Annotated in this window: 13 protein-coding genes; 5 read left to right on the top strand and 8 right to left on the bottom strand. The window is 47.7% G+C overall.

The features are described from left to right. The first annotated feature begins 31 nt into the window (after window positions 1-31). The gene (locus tag BSHG_RS02840) at window positions 32-2,302 is read left to right on the top strand and encodes a sensor histidine kinase (RefSeq protein ID WP_008661193.1); all 2,271 of its coding nucleotides are present in this window, start codon (window positions 32-34) and stop codon (window positions 2,300-2,302) included. Between the two features lie 4 nt (window positions 2,303-2,306). On the opposite strand, the gene BSHG_RS02835 is transcribed toward BSHG_RS02840, so the two are convergent. Continuing rightward, window positions 2,307-3,494, bottom strand: coding sequence for a hypothetical protein (locus BSHG_RS02835; RefSeq protein ID WP_008661195.1), 1,188 nt, complete (start codon window positions 3,492-3,494; stop codon window positions 2,307-2,309). 769 nt (window positions 3,495-4,263) lie between these two features. Here BSHG_RS02835 and BSHG_RS02830 point away from each other — a divergent pair. The 4 genes from BSHG_RS02830 (at window position 4,264) to BSHG_RS02815 (ending at window position 10,318) form a co-directional block, all read left to right on the top strand. Continuing rightward, window positions 4,264-5,442 (top strand): ATP-binding protein, encoded by a 1,179-nt coding sequence (locus tag BSHG_RS02830; protein WP_005780701.1) that lies wholly within the window; start codon window positions 4,264-4,266, stop codon window positions 5,440-5,442. Between the two features lie 18 nt (window positions 5,443-5,460). Further along, on the top strand, window positions 5,461-6,021 hold the full coding sequence (locus BSHG_RS02825) for a DUF4870 domain-containing protein (protein WP_008661197.1): 561 nt from the start codon (window positions 5,461-5,463) through the stop codon (window positions 6,019-6,021). Between the two features lie 36 nt (window positions 6,022-6,057). Next, window positions 6,058-9,612: a pyruvate:ferredoxin (flavodoxin) oxidoreductase gene (nifJ, locus tag BSHG_RS02820; protein WP_008661200.1), complete on the top strand. Its 3,555-nt coding sequence runs from the start codon at window positions 6,058-6,060 to the stop codon at window positions 9,610-9,612. Window positions 9,613-9,814: 202 nt separating this feature from the next. Next, the gene (locus tag BSHG_RS02815; RefSeq protein WP_005814892.1) at window positions 9,815-10,318 is read left to right on the top strand and encodes an acetyltransferase; all 504 of its coding nucleotides are present in this window, start codon (window positions 9,815-9,817) and stop codon (window positions 10,316-10,318) included. A gap of 41 nt (window positions 10,319-10,359) precedes the next feature. Here the strand turns inward: BSHG_RS02815 and BSHG_RS02810 are convergent, their stop codons facing one another. The 7 genes from BSHG_RS02810 to BSHG_RS02780 form a co-directional block, all read right to left on the bottom strand. Continuing rightward, entirely contained in the window at window positions 10,360-11,214 is an 855-nt protein-coding gene (locus BSHG_RS02810; RefSeq protein WP_032497495.1) for a glycine betaine ABC transporter substrate-binding protein, read from the bottom strand. A gap of 19 nt (window positions 11,215-11,233) precedes the next feature. Beyond that, on the bottom strand, window positions 11,234-12,058 hold the full coding sequence (locus tag BSHG_RS02805; RefSeq protein ID WP_005798933.1) for an ABC transporter permease: 825 nt from the start codon (window positions 12,056-12,058) through the stop codon (window positions 11,234-11,236). Further along, window positions 12,055-13,281 (bottom strand): glycine betaine/L-proline ABC transporter ATP-binding protein, encoded by a 1,227-nt coding sequence (locus BSHG_RS02800; protein WP_005789627.1) that lies wholly within the window; start codon window positions 13,279-13,281, stop codon window positions 12,055-12,057. Before BSHG_RS02800 ends, BSHG_RS02805 begins: the two co-directional genes overlap by 4 nt. A 334-nt stretch (window positions 13,282-13,615) precedes the next feature. Beyond that, the gene (locus BSHG_RS02795; RefSeq protein WP_008661205.1) at window positions 13,616-13,960 is read right to left on the bottom strand and encodes an MGMT family protein; all 345 of its coding nucleotides are present in this window, start codon (window positions 13,958-13,960) and stop codon (window positions 13,616-13,618) included. 30 nt (window positions 13,961-13,990) lie between these two features. Then, on the bottom strand, window positions 13,991-16,714 hold the full coding sequence (locus BSHG_RS02790) for a substrate-binding domain-containing protein (protein WP_008661206.1): 2,724 nt from the start codon (window positions 16,712-16,714) through the stop codon (window positions 13,991-13,993). A gap of 186 nt (window positions 16,715-16,900) precedes the next feature. Then, entirely contained in the window at window positions 16,901-17,791 is an 891-nt protein-coding gene (locus BSHG_RS02785) for a carbohydrate kinase family protein (protein ID WP_005789633.1), read from the bottom strand. A gap of 31 nt (window positions 17,792-17,822) precedes the next feature. Beyond that, complete coding sequence (locus BSHG_RS02780) at window positions 17,823-18,989, bottom strand: MFS transporter (RefSeq protein ID WP_005789635.1); 1,167 nt, start codon at window positions 18,987-18,989, stop codon at window positions 17,823-17,825. Between the last annotated feature and the right edge of the window lie 11 nt (window positions 18,990-19,000).

Below are 19,000 nucleotides of genomic sequence, written 5' to 3' on the forward strand. Positions count from 1 at the left end.
AAACAAACCGAACAAACGAACAACACACCGAATGAAAAGTATGCGGTCCATTCATTCACTCATACGTTGCTGTATGCTCTTACTGCTATTGACCTCCTGTTATTCAAAAGAAGAGCGGCGGGTATTGGTGATCCACTCTTATGAAAAGGATTACCAAGGATATGCAGAATTCAATAAACTGATAAAAAAGGAATTCGCCAAAGCTCACATTCCCGTAGAACTTACTTTCTTCTATCTGAATTGTGAAATTAACAACGAACAGCAAGAGATAGATAAGATCAATAACTTTCTCGATTCTATTTCGAAATGGAAACCTGAAGTTCTTCTTGTTAACGATGACCAGGCCACTTACTCGTTATTGGAAACCCATCATCCGTTATTGAAGGGAATACCAATCGTATTCTCCGGAGTCAATTATCCCAATTGGGAACTGATCGGACAATACAACAACGTCACCGGGTTTCACGACAAGATAGATTTCAGAAAGAATCTGGAAATGGTGCACAAGCTAACCGGCAAAAACCATATTTACACCATACTTGACTTTACGTTCTTAGACCGGAAAGTCCGAAACGATATTGACAACCAATTGAAATCGACGGACATCATATCCAATCTGGACTGGCATCTGGACAAAAACGACACACGGAAAGAAGCAGAAAAAGGACATATAATAATTAATGCGCTATCTGCCCGTAACCTCTCCAAGAACCAGAATAAGGATCAGACAAAAGGTGGAGACTTCATCTGGTCTATCAGTAAATACAGTACCCTCCCTTATCTGCAGACAAAGTTTGACTACACAACGGTCACTATGGCATCTTTGTCCACCCGGCAACGCTTTACAACGATCAATGAACTTTTTGACTGCGGGCACGACTTTCTGGGCGGATACATCACCCCGATGCATATCCAGGTAGAAGAGTCCGTTCATGCGGCGGCCCGTATCCTCAATGGAGAAAACGTTGCCGACATACCCATTCAGGAAAGCGCCAAAGGATACTTCATCGACTGGAATGCCATGCAAAAAGAACATCTGACCATCGCAGACATTCCCCATGAATACACCATTATCAACATTCCATTCAAGACCCGGCACCCCATCGTCTGGTGGTTCGCACTATTAGGCAGCATCACCGCCATTGTCAGCCTGCTGTCGGGCATCACTTACCTGTATTGGCGTGAAACGAAAAGGAAACGCTCCATCCTATACGAACTGGAAGATGAGAAAGAATCGTTGGCGCTGGCAGTCGAGGGAAGCGATACATACGCATGGCGGTTAAAGGACGATACGATGGTGTTCGAATACGCCTTTTGGAAAAACTTGGGCATGGCTCCCCATCCATTGACGATTGACGGGTTCCTGTCCTTTGTGGATGCCGACTATCTGGATACGACACAAGCCTTATTGACAAAGAACGCCACCAACGGCAAACACTTCATAAAGCTGAAATGCGACTTTAACGGTACAGGATACCAATGGTGGGAACTTCGGTGCAGCACCATGAAGAGTGCTCTGGGCGGACAGAAAACCACCGGCCTTTTATTAAACATTGAGGACTACAAGAAACGGGAACAGGAATTGATCGAGGCCCGTAAAATGGCGGAAAAGGCGGAACTTAAAGAATCCTTCCTGGCCAACATAAGCCACGAAATACGTACACCGCTAAATGCCATTGTCGGATTCTCCACCCTGCTTGCCTCTCCGGATGATACGGACATCACCCCCGAAGAGAAGGAACAGTATATAGATACCATCAACCGCAACAGCGAGTTGTTGCTGAAACTGATTAATGATATATTGGAACTTTCGCGCATCGAGTCCGGATATATGTCATTCGACTGTGATGACTATCCGCTGGATGCCCTTATCAGGGATACTTATCAGACACATAAGATTCTGATTCCCGGACAGCTCCACTTCCTGTTGGAAGAAGGCGAAAAGGGCCTGATCGTACACGTCGACAAAAACCGGTTGGTTCAGGTGATCACCAACTTCCTGAACAATGCCTCCAAATTTACCCGGGAAGGCTCCATCAAACTGGGATGGAGCTACATGCCGCAAACCGAAGAAGTGGAGATCTATGTAGAGGACACCGGAATCGGTATCCCGCAGTCCGAACAAAAGATGATATTCGGCCGATTCTACAAACAGAACGAGTTTGCACAAGGAACCGGCCTGGGACTCTCTATCTGCAAACTGATCATAGAAAAACTTCAGGGAAGGCTATCATTACGGTCCGAAGCAGGCACGGGAAGCCGCTTCTCCATTTTCTTTTCTTGCAAAAAGCAATCTATATAAAACTTTATCCGCCGGTTTCCACCAAGATATAAGCCCGATAGCGGCTCGACTTCCGGACAGGCACCAATGGCAGATAGCCTTTCACCACCCGTCCGTTTCGGGTGTGCAACGGATGCGCAACCGTCATTGCATCATGCTCCTGCAATGCTTGCCCGTCAGACGGATGATAAGAGATACGAAACGTTCCGCCAGCCCCGGGTCGTACATAACGATCGTATAGCATCCGGGACACAAGTCCCATATTCATCCGCAGGTTGATCTCCACACAAGGATGGATGCGAAACTCCGGAAGGAGAGCGAACCGGCAAATCATCATATCTACTCCCAGATAACCGGCATACTCCGTCCCCAAAGAGACGGACAACCGTCTTTGCAACTCCTCCCGAAGCCGGTGTAAAGCCGCCACAGGCACATAAGCCGACAATCTTCGTTCAATCTCCGCATCAGGCAACAACCGGTTTCCTTCGTAAGCCCCACCGGCATTGGTACGGAACAAAGAGTATCCGGCAAAAATAATCCGCCCCTTTCCGTCCGAATAAAACTCCATGGCAAAATCTTCTACCTTATTATATATAGGTTCACCAACAACTCCCCCCTGCTGCTCTATAACCCGGGCACACCAACGCTCTATCAGAGGAGTGAACGCTCCCTTGCACCAGTTCAGCCCTTTACCGCTTCCGGACAAGGGGGCTTTGAGCAGACAGCGTTCCAGACTCTCTACAAATGCCCGGCAGTCGGACAAAGCAGTCAGGTAGCAAGACTCTCCACAAAACACTTCATCCACTTGCAGACCGGGCAACAACCGTACGGCTTGCAAACGATGGGACAGATCGCGCAACCGTCCTATATCCTCCATCGAAGGTAGCGCAGCATCGGGTACTCCCAATGAAAGCAGACGTTTCCGGAGTGCCGGATTCCATCCCCAGGGAACCACCGAACGGACTTCCGAAAAATCTTCGGCCTGGGTTCTCAATGATGCGGGAAGCGGAAATAAGTCGAGCATCTCTTCCAGAAAAGACTGATTATAGGCAGACGGAGCAAGCACACTGCACGGCCCGTCCGCAAACCATACGGGAAGCAATGCCAACTCTTCCGCCATTCTGCGGGCGGAGGCAGGCGGCATATAATTGACTTCGCCACTGGCAAGAGCCAGATCCTGATCGGGATTAAACAAGTAAAGCAGATTCGTCATTAGCATCAATTAATTAAACAGGGTTCATCCGGACGCAGGAACTTGTGCGAGTGATGGCAGCGAACAGTTACGTGTTTTTTCACCCTAAGATATATCCATGCCCGGGGACAGAAACTATCATTTAATTCCTTAAATGCACCGTCTCCTGTCCTTTTGTTTCCATTTCCGGTTTTTCACTTACAAGCCCTTTGCTATCCAAGAAGCAACCAGCGTTAAAGCCGGTAAGTTTCCTGCAAATATATACACAAAAACGCATATAAAACCGGGAAACAGGTCACTTTATGCGGGGCAAACCGTCACTTTCCGCCGGACAAAGCCTTCACTTCCCCCGGGTAAAGCCTTCACTTCTTCGGGACAAAGCCTTCATATCTCCCGGAGTGACGATTGACAGCCCGTCAACAAAGGCTCTTTTCCCTTTCTCCATCTCTATTTGCTCTCTCCGGAGCAAACATTTCGAACTGACAAAAGAAACCCTTTTTCAAATAAATACCGGCAGAAACTACCGAAAACAAAAAACAATATTTATATTTGCAAGCAAACACTGAAGTAGACAAGCAAAATCACAATTGCCCGATTGAAATGGCTGCGTTTTTTCAGAAGCAGCTTGCCATTGCCCCGAAATAACGCCCCTGCCACCTATCAGGAATACCGTTTTGACAAAGTGAAGCAAAAGATAAACTTGCTAAACGAAACCACAATTTTGCTATCTCTACTTTGCAATCTCTAAAAAAAGGCTTATATTTGCCCCCCGAAAAACCCAAGATAAGAGATGGAAACATTCTACCGCACACATGCCTACCTTGTTGAGCACACCAATGCCCCGGTCCGCCGCGACCTGATGGACGAAATAAACTGGAGTGACCGCTTGATTGGTATCAAAGGAACACGTGGCGTGGGAAAAACCACTTTCCTGCTTCAATACGCCAAGGAGAAGTTCGGAACCGACCGTTCGTGCCTCTTTATCAACATGAACAACTTCTACTTCTCCGGACACAGCATTGTCGATTTCGCCAATGAATTTCAGAAACGCGGTGGAAAGGTATTGCTGATCGACCAAGTATTCAAGCATCCCGACTGGAGCCGCGAGCTACGTATGTGCTACGACCGTTTCCCCAACCTGAAGATTGTATTCACCGGTTCGTCCGTCATGCGGCTCAAAGAAGAAAACCTGGAATTGCGTGACATCGTGAAGAGCTACAACCTCCGCGGTTTTTCGTTCCGCGAATTTCTGAACCTGCAAACAGGGATGAAATTCCGTCACTACACACTCGAAGAGATATTGAGCAGCCACGAACAGATAGCCAAAGGGGTGCTTTCCAAAGTCCGCCCTCTGGATTATTTTCAAGACTACCTCCATCACGGCTTCTACCCCTTCTTCCTCGAGAAACGCAATTTCTCTGAAAATCTGCTCAAGACCATGAACATGATGGTAGAAGTAGATATCCTGCTTATCAAACAAATTGAGCTAAAATATCTCTCGAAGATAAAAAAATTATTATATTTGTTGGCTGTAGACGGGCCAAAGGCTCCGAACGTAAGCCAACTGGCAAGCGACATACAGACATCACGCGCCACGGTGATGAACTACATCAAGTATCTGGCCGATGCACGGCTGATCAACCTGGTCTATCCCAAAGGGGAAGAGTTTCCTAAAAAGCCCTCGAAGATTATGCTGCACAACCCTAACCTGATGTACTCCATCTACCCCGTAAAGGTGGAAGAACAGGATGTGCTGGACACTTTCTTTGTAAACACGATGTGGAAAGACCATAAAGTGCACAAGGGTGACAAGAACACCTCGTTCATGGTTGACGAAGTGATGCCGTTCAAAATATGCTGCGAAGGAGCAAAAATTAAGAATAACCCCGGAGTGACGTATGCTTTGCACAAGGCAGAAATAGGTCGTGGCAATCAGATACCACTCTGGATGTTCGGCTTTTTATATTAACATCAAATCTTGAACATTATGGATTACGAGAAGCTTGAACAACTAAAACGCCTCCACGACAGCGGAGCGTTGAACGATGAAGAGTTCGAAAAAGAAAAGAAAAAGATATTGGACGAAGAAGCTACGGCTAAACCTACAGCCGTACTTCCTATGGGACTGACGGAAAATGCTTATCTGGCACTGATGAATTTCGCCATGTTCATACCATACGTAGGCTGGATTGCCCCTATTGTATTCTGGATCATGGGTAAAGAGAATTCTATACTCGTCAATCGCCAAGGCAAATACATTCTGAACTGGTACATCAGTTGGTTCCTGTACGGCATCGCGCTGACAGTACTTTTTGTAATATTCATGTTCAGCGGAATCTTATCCATAAACGACATGGATTACGCAAATGATCAGACTTCTCCGTTAGCAGTTCTGCTGGGTATATTCGGCGGAGGTGCCGGAATCTTGCTCCTCTTGATACTTGGAATAGGCTGTTTTCTTTGTCTGCTGTTCCCCATCATCGGAGGTATCAAAGGACTGAACGGAAAAACATGGAAGTATCCGCTTTCCATACCGTTTTTGAAATAAACAAATAAATTACTTACTTAAATATTATTTTTAGTTATGACTAAACAGAAGAAATTCATCACATGTGATGGTAATCAGGCTGCTGCACATATTTCATATATGTTCTCAGAAGTAGCTGCCATTTACCCCATCACTCCCTCTTCTACAATGGCTGAATACGTAGACGAATGGGCTGCCGCAGGACGTAAGAACATCTTCGGCGAAACAGTATTGGTACAGGAAATGCAATCTGAAGGTGGTGCAGCCGGTGCTGTTCACGGTTCTCTTCAGGCCGGTGCACTGACTACTACTTACACTGCTTCTCAGGGTCTTCTTTTGATGATCCCGAATATGTATAAGATTGCCGGTGAATTCCTGCCTTGCGTATTCCATGTATCTGCTCGTACACTGGCTTCTCACGCACTGTGTATTTTCGGTGACCACCAGGACGTAATGTCTGCGCGCCAGACAGGTTTCGCTATGTTGGCTGAAGGTTCTGTACAGGAAGTGATGGACTTGGCCGGTGTTGCACACCTTGCCACAATCAAAGCCCGTGTTCCTTTCATGAACTTCTTCGATGGTTTCCGTACTTCACACGAAATCCAGAAGATCGAAATGCTGGAAAATGAAGATCTCGCTCCGTTGGTTGACCAGGAAGCGCTTGCCGAATTCCGTGCACGTGCGCTGAATCCGATGAATCCGGTTGCCCGTGGTATGGCCGAAAACCCTGACCACTTCTTCCAGCACCGTGAATCATGCAACAACTACTATGAAGCTGTTCCCGCCATCGTAGAGGAATACATGAATGAAATTTCTAAGATCACAGGCCGCAAATACGGTTTGTTCGATTACTACGGAGCAGAAGATGCAGAACGCGTAATTATCGCTATGGGTTCTGTAACAGAAGCTGCCCGCGAAGCTATCGACTATCTGACAAGCCAAGGAGAAAAAGTCGGTTTGGTTGCAGTTCACCTGTACCGCCCGTTCTCTGCTAAACACTTCCTGGCCGCCGTACCTAAAACAGCTAAAACAATCGCAGTACTCGATCGCACAAAAGAACCGGGTGCTAACGGTGAACCTCTGTATCTGGATGTTAAAGACTGCTTCTATGGCGCAGAAAATGCTCCGGTTATCGTAGGCGGTCGTTACGGTCTGGGTTCTAAAGATACTACTCCGGCACAAATCATCGCCGTATTCAAGAATCTGGCTATGCCGATGCCGAAGAACCACTTCACAATCGGTATCGTAGACGATGTAACCTTCACTTCTCTTCCTCAGGAAGCAGAAATCGCTCTGGGTGGCGAAGGTATGTTCGAAGCTAAATTCTACGGCTTGGGTGCTGACGGTACAGTAGGTGCCAACAAGAACTCAGTGAAAATTATCGGTGACAACACAGATAAACACTGTCAGGCATACTTCTCTTACGACTCTAAGAAGTCAGGAGGTTTCACTTGCTCTCACCTGCGTTTCGGTGACGATCCTATCCGTTCTACCTATCTGGTAAACACTCCGAACTTCGTGGCTTGCCACGTTCAGGCTTACCTGCACATGTACGACGTAACCCGTGGTCTGCGTAAGAACGGTTCGTTCTTGCTGAACACTATCTGGGAAAGCGAAGAGCTAGCTAAGAACCTGCCTAACAAGGTGAAGAAATACTTTGCACAGAACAATATCTCTGTATATTATATCAACGCAACTCAGATTGCACAGGAAATAGGTTTGGGCAACCGTACCAATACTATCCTTCAGTCTGCATTCTTCCGTATCACAGGTGTAATCCCTGTAGACCAGGCTGTAGAACAGATGAAGAAGTTTATCGTGAAGTCTTACGGTAAGAAGGGTGAAGACGTTGTAAACAAGAACTACGCAGCCGTTGACCGCGGTGGCGAATACAAGACTTTGACTGTTGATCCGGCTTGGGCTAACCTGCCGGACGATGCCAAGGTTGAAAACAACGACCCGGCATTCATCAACGAAGTAGTTCGCCCTATCAATGCTCAGGACGGAGACTTACTGCCGGTATCTGCATTCAAAGGTATCGAAGACGGAACCTGGTATCAGGGAACTTCTAAATACGAAAAACGCGGTGTAGCTGCTTTCGTACCGGAATGGAACGCAGAAAACTGTATCCAGTGTAACAAGTGTGCTTACGTTTGTCCTCACGCTTCTATCCGTCCGTTCGTACTCGACGCTGAAGAGCAGAAGGGTGCCAACTTCGAGATGCTGAAAGCTGTAGGTAAACAATTCGACGGTATGACATTCCGTATCCAGGTTGACGTTCTCGACTGTCTGGGTTGCGGTAACTGTGCCGACATCTGTCCGGGTAACCCGAAGAAGGGTGGCAAGGCTCTGACTATGAAACACCTTGAAAGCCAATTGGCTCAAGCTGATAACTGGACTTACTGTGCAGACAACGTAAAGAGCAAACAACACCTGGTAGACATCAAGGCTAACGTGAAGAACTCTCAGTTTGCTACTCCGTTGTTCGAGTTCTCAGGAGCTTGTTCTGGTTGTGGTGAAACTCCGTATGTGAAACTGATTTCTCAGTTGTACGGTGATCGCGAGATGGTTGCCAACGCTACCGGATGTTCTTCTATCTATTCCGGTTCAGTACCTTCAACTCCATATACTACCAACGCAAAAGGACACGGTCCGGCTTGGGCTAACTCACTGTTCGAAGACTTCTGTGAGTTTGGTTTAGGTATGGAACTCGCTAACGAAAAGATGCGTGCACGTATCGTGAAGTTGTTCAACGAAATCCTGGCAGCCGACAATGCTCCTGCAGAAGCTAAGGAAGTATTGAAAGCATGGATTGAAAACATGTACGATGCAGATAAGACCAAAGAACTGGCTCCGCAGATCGAAGCGATCATCGAACAAGGTATCGCAGCAGGTTGCCCGATCAGCAAAGAGCTGAAGGGTCTGACTCAATATCTGGTGAAACGCAGCCAGTGGATCATCGGTGGTGACGGTGCTTCTTACGATATCGGTTACGGCGGTCTCGACCACGTTATCGCTTCAGGTAAAGACGTTAACATTCTGGTTCTGGATACAGAGGTTTACTCTAACACAGGCGGTCAGTCTTCTAAGGCTACTCCGGTGGGTGCTATCGCTAAGTTCGCTGCTTCCGGTAAGCGCGTACGTAAAAAAGACCTCGGTCTGATGGCTACTACTTACGGTTATGTATATGTTGCACAGATCGCTATGGGTGCTGATCAGGCTCAGACTCTGAAAGCTATCCGCGAAGCTGAAGCATATCCCGGACCATCACTCATCATCGCTTACGCTCCGTGTATCAACCACGGTCTGAAAGCCGGTATGGGTAAGAGCCAGGAAGAGGAAGAAAAAGCTGTTAAGTGCGGTTACTGGCACTTGTGGCGTTACAACCCGGCTCTGGAAGCAGAAGGCAAGAATCCGTTCACGCTGGATAGCAAAGAACCGAATTGGGATGACTTCAAAGGCTTCCTGAAAGGCGAGGTTCGTTATGCATCAGTTATGAAACAGTATCCTGCAGAAGCAGAAGAACTGTTCCAGGCAGCTGAAGACAACGCAAAATGGCGTTACAACAACTACAAGCGTCTGGCTAACCAGGCTTGGGGTGCAGCTGAATAAATCTTTGATCAGATAATAACTTTCGAAGGGGGAAGGGACTAAAAGAGGTTCTTTCCCCCTTTTTGAACAAAAATGAATAGGTTTCACCACAGATTACACGGATTAACACAGAACTCTTAATCCTATATATTGACGAAGATAAATTATTAATCTGTGTTAATCTGTGTAATCTGTGGTGCCCCCCCAAAAAAACGGAATAATCATGAATATAACCATACGCCCCACCCGGCTTGAAGAACTCGGCCAAGTGATGCCATTCTACGAACGTGCCCGCCGCTTCATGGCTACCAATGGCAATGCCAACCAGTGGATCAACGGATACCCCTCCCCTGATGATATCCGGCAAGATATCGAAAACGGGAGCAGCTATGTGTTTGTAAACGAAAATCAAGAGTTAGAAGGCTGTTTTGCTTTCATCCGGGGAGAAGATCCCAACTACAAAGTCATCAAAGACGGCGCCTGGCTCAACGATGCCCCTTACGGGGTGATCCATCGCATCGCATCCGGCGGACGGGTAAAGGGATTGATGGACTTATGCCTAGAATGGTGTTCGTCCCACTGTCCGAACCTGCGTGTAGACACTCACCGTGACAATAAAGTACTCCAAAACATTCTCCTAAAGAACGGTTTCACCTATTGTGGCATTATTTATGTGAAAAACGGTACGGAACGACTTGCCTACCAACGCACTGCCGTTACCCGATAGACAGAAATCAGAAGTTGGATTCCCGGACACACATATACCGCTTATGATTCAGGGATCCAGCTTTCTACCAGTTCCCGATGTTCGTCACGCCATTTTCGGACAAGATCTTCTTCGTCCATGCGTGCATCTTTAAGTGCTTTCATCAACGAACTAATCTCTTCTGTAGTGAATTTAATATTGCTGAAAAACTTTGCCGCAAAAGGATCTTTCTCCGTAAATCCTTTCCATCCGATGACATAGATAGATTCCACATTCCCATAAGTACCTTTCGGATCGTGCAGGAACTTCAATGGATAGCGGTCGAACATCCAATGCGGAGTCCATCCGGTGATGACGATCCACGCCTCCTTCTCCATAGCCTTCTGTAAAGAAGCCAACATAGTAGAGCTGCTCGAGGTGAGTAATTTATAACCATCAAGACCATAATCCCCGATAGCCTTATCGGTAGTTTTCATAATACCGGCTCCGGCATCGATCCCGACAATCTCGGAAGAGAACTGCCCTTTGTAGGCGGCAAGTTCCCCAATCGAATCGATAGTGACATATTGAGGTACCACCAGCCCTACCCTCGCGCTATCATATACCTCTCCGATAAACTCTATCTGATCACCGTATTGATCTATATAATCCTTCATTGTCACAGGTAACCAGGCATCCATAAACACATCTGCCTTCTCACGGGAAACCGAGGCAAAAACGGGAGCTACATCTGCATTCAGCAACTCCACTTCGTACCCCTTCTCTTCCAGCACCACTTTAGCCAGATGACTCATGGCAATTCCTTCCAGCCAGTTGGCATAGGCAATGCTTATCTTCTTTTTCCCGCTATCCGGGTTACAGGCTACGCACATCACAGCCAGTAACAACAAACTTCCTATTATTCTATATTTTCGCATATCCTATTCTTTCTCCTTTCTATTTTTTGTCCTTCCGACGGACCATTCCCTGAGTAATCCGGTCTAAAATAATTGCCAATATGACAACGGCTATACCTCCTTCAAAGCCCAGCCCGATTTTCATCTGGGTGATACCTTTCAAAACGATTTCTCCTAAACCGCCGGCAGCAATCATAGCCGCAATGACAACCATGGAAAGAGACATCATAATCGTCTGGTTCACTCCGGTCAGGATGGTGGGCAAAGCAAGGGGCAACTGTACTTTATAAAGCAACTGCCATCGGGTAGCTCCGAACGAGCGTGAAGCCTCTACCACATTCTTTGGCACCTGACGGATGCCAAGCCCTGTAAGGCGAATCACCGGAGGCATCGCAAAGATGATTGTAGCAAATACTCCCGGAACCACTCCCAGGCCGAAAAACAAAACAGCAGGAATCAGATAGACGAAGGCTGGCATGGTCTGCATCAGGTCGAGAATGGGATGTATCACCTTCTCGGCACGATTGCTGTTTGCCGTCCATACTCCGATGGGAACCCCTACGATAAGGGCCAGGCAGGTGGATGACAGAACCAGTGCCAATGTCTGCATAGTGGCTTCCCAGAATCCCATACCATAAATAAGCAACAAGCCTAAAAGGGTGAAAACTGCAACCCCGCGTCCGGCCTTCGCCCATGCCAGCAGCACCATTGCCGCAATGGTCAGATAGAAAGGAATGCCGAACAGTATGTGCTGGAATCCATTAATAAAACTACCGATGCCTAAGTTGAGTGCATCGAAAAAAGTGGAGAAGTGTATCATCATCCAGTTGATGAGCGTCTCAATATATTGTCCTATGTTGATCATAATTCTATTGCATTTTGAATGATTTCATTGATTTCTTGTTTGTTCTTTCCGGTTACCTCGTAAATAAGCGATGACAACGGAACAACTCCCTGAAACTCACGGGTCTCGTTCACTACCCAGATAGGCGAATTGGTTTTTGTCATCAACGGTAAAATATCTTCCAGTATCGTATCTCCCAACACCGAATGCACTTCCTCCCGGACAACCGACTCGATCGACTTCACCTGGTCTTGACGCAATCGGAGCAAATCTTTCAGCCGGACCTCTCCCACAAGCACATTGTTTGCATCGACCACAGGCAACACAGTCAGGTTACGCTCGAGCATTTTACGAATCAACACCTCCGGTCCCTCTTTCTTCAATCGGGCCACAAGGGGTTTATCTACCATCACTGATGCAGCGGTAATAATCTTGCTACGGTCCACACTCTGCACAAAGCGCTCTACATAAGCATTGGCCGGTTCTGTCAGGATCTCTTCCGAAGTGCCTACCTGTACCACCTCACCATCTTTCATGATAGCAATCCGGTCGCCCAATTTAATGGCTTCATTCAAATCGTGGGTAATAAACACAATGGTCTTCTTCATCTTAGATTGTAAAGTCAGCAATTCATCCTGCATCTGTATGCGAATCAAAGGATCGAGAGCGGAAAAAGCCTCATCCATCAGCAGCACCTCAGGATCATTGGCCAACGCACGGGCCAAACCGACACGTTGCTGCATACCTCCCGACAGTTCGCCGACCATCTGGTTCTCGTAGCCCTTCAGTCCTACCAGTTGCATGCTTTCCATTGCCCGCTGCTCCCGCTCCTGTTTCTTTACTCCTTGCAGTTCCAGTCCGAAAGCTATATTATGCAACACCGAGCGATGGGGCAACAACCCAAAATGCTGGAACACCATAGCCAGCTCTTTTCTTCGGATACGGAGCAATTCTTTATCAGTGACGTTAGAAATATCTCTCCCGTTAATGATCACTTCGCCTGAGGTCGGTTTTATCAATCGGTTGATGCAACGCAGCAAAGTTGATTTTCCACTTCCCGAAAGTCCCATAATCACAAATATTTCTCCTTCCCGGATAGATAGGTTTGCATCTTTTACGGCCACCGTACATCCGGTAGCCTTCAATATCTCACTTTTGCTCTTTTCTTCCTTCAACATGCGTAAAGCATGCTGTTTGTCATTGCCAAAAATGAGATACAAGTCTTTAATCGTTATTTTACTCATACATAATAGGGTTTAGATTATTAAAAAAATAGATCGGGTGACCTATACACACGAAAACAAGCACTTCTTTATAGCAAGGAAGTTGATGCCGGGGAAGCGACGGTTCCGCCGTTCCCCGGTCAAATATGATTTCTTTACCCGATTATTACAGACAGGATTCCTGTCAACAGATAGTTTACTATATCCCGAAAGTCAATTTCACATCTGCACACAGCTATCTTCCAAAGATGCGTATGCAGACAATTAAGTAAACAAGCCGAACGTTCAAATGGTTCATCGCATTATTTCCGGCAGGCGCATTACACGTACATAAACCCCTACAAAAGAGTCAGTATCAATCGGTCAGCACACTGTCATCCCTCCACCTGTGAAGCCTGAGGTCGACACATCCATTTTTACGGAAAGAAACACCTTCGGCATCCAGCAGCCGCCGCTGCTCGTCCCATCCGGGCACTAATCGGCCTATGGCATTGACTACCCGATGACAAGGGAGGTTTAAACCGGCAGGCAGCTGCCTCAAGGCACGCCCCACCATGCGTGAATATTGCGGCATCCCAAGCAAAGCGGCAATATCGCCATAAGTAGTAACACTACCGGCAGGAATCTCACGCACGACACTGTATACTTCATTACAAAAAGTTTCGGACAAATTAGATTTATTTTCTTTATAATCTTTCATGGATGTATTGCTTTTATACAGTGAGTTCCTTTATAATCCGCTTCTCTTCAGGAACTCCGTCGGACTTTCACCGAACTGCTCCTTGTAACACTTCGCAAAGTACGAAGGAGATGTGAATCCCACTTCATATCCGACCTCCGCTATCGTCATATCCGAAGAAGCCAACAGAGATGCCGCCTTTTTAAGACGTGCCATGCGGAGCAGCTCATTAGGAGCGTAGTTCGTGAGCGACTTGATCTTCCGATAAAGCTGAACCCGGCTCAATCCCATCTCCTTGCCCAGATCTTCCACATTAAGTTCCGAATCACCCATCTTCACCTCGATCAGCGACTTGAACCTCTCCACAAAATCTTTATCCATATCGCAAATGTCTTCTTTCGCCAGCGTCTGCCGGTCGCCAAAGAACTGCTTCATACGCTGCCGCGATTCAATCAGATTTCGGATACGGGTCAACAAGAGTTGCGAACTGAACGGCTTTGAGATGTATGAATCGGCTCCTCCCGCATATCCCTGGATGCGTTGCTCATCGAGCGAACAGGCCGTAAGCAGGATAACGGGAATGTGGCAGGTTTGCAGTTCTCCCTTCAGCCTCCGACAACACTCTATGCCATCGATCCCCGGCATCATCACATCCGAAATAATCACATCGGGGACGTACTTCATCGCTTTACGGATTCCTTCGGTACCATCCGCAGCTTCAATAATCGAATACTCCGAATTGAGCAACGTATGCACATAAGCACGGATGTCGGCATTATCGTCGATCACAAGGACAGAAGGTTTGGACGGATCATTCAGGTTTTCCGCTTCATCCTCGCGGAGCAGGCTGTCCACCCGGTCCGGAGCAGACTCCTCCATCGGAGCAGTCACCACATAGGTTCCCTCTTCACAAGTCCGCACCGGCAGATCGACAGTAAAGACAGTTCCCAACCGTTCGTCACTCTCCACACTAATACTTCCGCCATGTATCTCGACGAATGCTTTCACCAATGCCAACCCGATGCCGGAACCGGTATGATGCCTGTCGATTTTATAGAACCGATCGAAAATGCTGCGAATGTGTTCAGCCGAAATCAGGCTGCCGGTATTGGCCACCGTGAAACGGAAGAAAGGCGCGCCGTCCTTCTGCAGAGCCGCAAGACGGACAGTGACCTTTCCATTCTCCGGAGTGAATTTAAAGGCATTTGCCAACAAATTGAAGTAAATGCGTTCCAGCTTCTCCGCATCTGCCTGTGTGTGATAATCCATATCGGGCATACTGTCGAAAGAGAAGTGGATATGTTTCCGCCGGGCAGCCGCCTGAAACGAATCATTCCACTCTACAAAGCATTGCAACAAGTCGAGCGGAACCGGTGTAAACTCCATTTTTCCGGTCTCGTATCTGCGAAAATCAAGTATTTGATTGACCAAACGCAATAGGATCTGCACATTGCGTTGCACCAGCAACAACATTCTACGCCGGTCACCTTCCAGCGACGGATCTGCCAGTAGCTGTTCCACAGGATCGGCAACCAAAGTGAGAGGAGTACGGAAATCATGTGAAATGTTGGTGAAGAAAACCAGTTTGGCATGGGTAGCCTTTTCCAACTGATGGGAAAGTTCGATCAGCTGATCTCTTTGCTCTTCCAACTGCTCCTTTTGCCGTGACAGCTCCCGGTTCAGGCGATTCTTGGAACGAAGCGATTTATATACTACTATCAACAACCCGACGATCAGCAGCAGGATGATCAGGCCTCCGTACAACACTATCCGTTGCGTAGCCACCCTCGAGAGATATATCCCCACACGGTCGTTCAGTGTCTCGATCTTTCCGTCCAGCTCACCGATATGGTTTGTCTGCAACTCCATCACATGCGCGTTTACCGCATCGACTACAGCCGTCTTCAACTTCGTTTCCCGTTCAAAAGGTTTCTTTTCGAGAATATCCATTGCCAGTTGCACCACTTTATCCCCTTCGGTGGGATAGATAAAGGTGGCATCCAGTACGCTGTCGAGCACCAGTTCCACTCCATTCCCCTTACCCGGCAGGGCATCGATGCCCACAAAAATCATCTCCTTCTCCCGTCCTCGACGACCGGCAGCCCGAAAAGCCCCTGCAGCCATACGGTCATTCATTCCATATACGGCATCGATCTCCGGAAAACGTTGCAAAAGGGAGTCCATCTTTGCCTCGGCAGGTTGTTGCAGCCATCCTGCATCTTCGCTGGCAAGCAAGGTCATGTCCGGATATTGGCTGATGGCACTCATAAACCCCTGATGGCGCTCGATAGCGGGAGTAGAACCGACAAGTCCGCTCAGTTCGACTACTTTTCCGCGCCCTTTCAGGCGATGGACTATGTAATTGCCGACGGCTTTGCCCAACTCATAATTGTCGGCTCCGATGTATGCGGTATATTTATCGGAAAGTATTCTGCGGTCTACCATAATCACCGGTATTCCTTTATCGAAAGCCTCCTCGACAACCGGAGTGAGAGCCATTCCTTCATTGGCTGCCACAATCAGCAGGTCAACCTTCTGCCGGATGAAGTATCGTATATCTCCTATCTGACGCCGGCTATCGTCATGCGCCGTACGTGTCTCTACTTTGACTCCTCCGTAGAACAAGGCTTCCCGCTGTATCTCGTCATTCATCTTGTGACGCCAGGTGTCGTCACTGCATTGTGACACACCGATGGTATATCGGGGAGCATCCGGACTGCACGAGACAAGCAGTCCCGACAGCATCAGTCCGAGTAAGAAAAGTATACGGTTCATGGTCGGTTATTACATAAAAGGTTCCGGAGGCAAATATAACAATTTCCCTCCGGAATCTCCCACCTGCTTGGTTTAAAACCAAAGTCTCGTTGGTTTAAAAAAAGGTGAGTTATGAAACACTCTCCTGATTTTAAACCAAACGGAACTTTCTATTAACCAATCAATAACCCTATATAAACCAACACATTAGTCATTCAAACGATTCCTCAAAGCCTCCGGAAGTACGGGCATCGCTCCACTTTGGGTACATACGTAAGCAGATACCTCTACCGCCAGCCGATGTGCCTCAGGGATACTCTTTCCTTTTAAAACAGATGAACAAAAAGCCGCTGTAAACGAATCACCCGCCCCCACAGTATCGGCAACCGGAACTTTCGGTGTCTCCTGGAAAGAGACCGTACCGGGAGTGAATACATAACTTCCGTTCGTTCCGCAAGTCAGGATCAGCATCTTCAGGTTGTACTTGGCCAGCAGAATCCAACATTTATCTTGCAGGTCAATGCCGGGATAACCGAACATGCGGCTGATAATGATCAATTCCTCATCATTAATCTTCAGCACATTGCACTTCCGGAAAGATTCACGCAAGACCTCTTTGGTGTAGAAGTTCTGACGAAGGTTGATATCGAATATTTTCAACTGTCCTTCCATGTCGGGCATGGTGTCGAGGAAGCGGTTGATAGTGGCACGGCTCACCTCGTCGCGCTGTGCCAACGAACCGAAACAGACAGCACGTGTACTCAAAGCCAGCCGTTTCAAGTCGTCTGTGAAAGGAATATTATCCCATGCCACTCCCTCTTTGATGTCATAACACGGCACTCCGCCGTTATCGAGAGTCACCTGCACCGTTCCGGTCGGGTAGTTCACCCTTTCGAGCTGGTGCTTCAACTGTTTCTCCCGGAATATTTCCAGAATCTCGTCACCCAGTTCGTCATTTCCTACCGCACTGACAACGCGGCTGTCGAAACCAAACTGAGACACATGATAAGCAAAATTAGCCGGGGCCCCCCCGATTTTCTTTCCTTCGGGCAGCACATCCCATAGCGCTTCGCCCATTCCTACGATTATACTGTTCATGGTATGAATTAATTTTTATCTATAAATCCGGTTATTTCTTGATTCTCCATGTATAAAACATCAGATAGAGTACTCCGACCAGCATCACCGCTACCGCTCCGCTTTGTCCCACAGCATCCGAAGCCACTCCCATTGCCAGCGGGAAGATCGTTCCGCCGAAAAGTCCCATAATCATCAGGCCGGAAACCTCGTTCTTCTTGTCCGGCATATAGAGCATTGCCTGCGAGAAAATGATGGGGAATACATTAGAGTTGCCAAACCCGATCAGGGCAATACAGACATAAATCATCGCCTGGTCCTGGAAAACGAACAACCCGAACATGGCGGCCAGCATACACAACACACTGATAGCGAAGAAGGTTTTAGCCGCCATCTTCTGCAAAATGAAAGCTCCCAGAAAACAACCTGCCGTACGGAAAATAAAGTAAAGACTGGTCGCAAACCCGGCATCCGCCAGAGTCATGCCCAGACGTTCCATCAGAATCTTCGGTGCTGTAGTATTGGTACCCACATCGATCCCCACATGACACATAATGCCCAAAAACGAGAGCAGGATGAAGGGTTTACCCAGCAAAGCGAGACACTGACCGAAAGTAGAAGGTTTGCCCTCTTCCGGTTCTTCGGTGATCTGCGTGGCGTTGAGCAACAAAATAGCGACTACAGCTACCACCATATAGATGGGGAACAGCACTCTCCAGCCTAAGTCGAAGGTAGGGATGGCCTCGATCGCTCCCCACATAGCGATATAAGGGGCTAGGAAGGAGGCGATGGCCTTTACAAACTGCCCGAAGGTCAGGGTACTTGCCAAGCGCTCGCCGCTCACGATATTCGACAGCAACGGATTGAGCGATGTCTGCATCAACGCATTGCCAATGCCGAGCAACGAGAAAGAGACCAACATCAGCAAATAGCTATCACCAAAGACCGGTAGCAGTAATGATGCGAAAGTGATCACCAGGCTGAGCAACACGGTCTTTTTACGCCCGATGCGGTTCATCAGCATCCCCGTAGGTACAGAGAAGATCAGGAACCAGAAGAAAACGAGCGACGGAAAGATGTTTGCCTGTGAGTCCGTCAGTCCCAAATCTGCTTTGACGTAGTTGGAGGCAATGCCCACCAGATCTACGAATCCCATGGCAAAGAAGCAGAGCATCACCGGGATGAGTTTCATGTAAGAGTTGTTTTTGGTATTTTCCATGATATGTTAAT

This window comes from Bacteroides sp. 3_2_5, assembly GCF_000159855.2.
Taxonomy (GTDB): domain Bacteria; phylum Bacteroidota; class Bacteroidia; order Bacteroidales; family Bacteroidaceae; genus Bacteroides; species Bacteroides fragilis.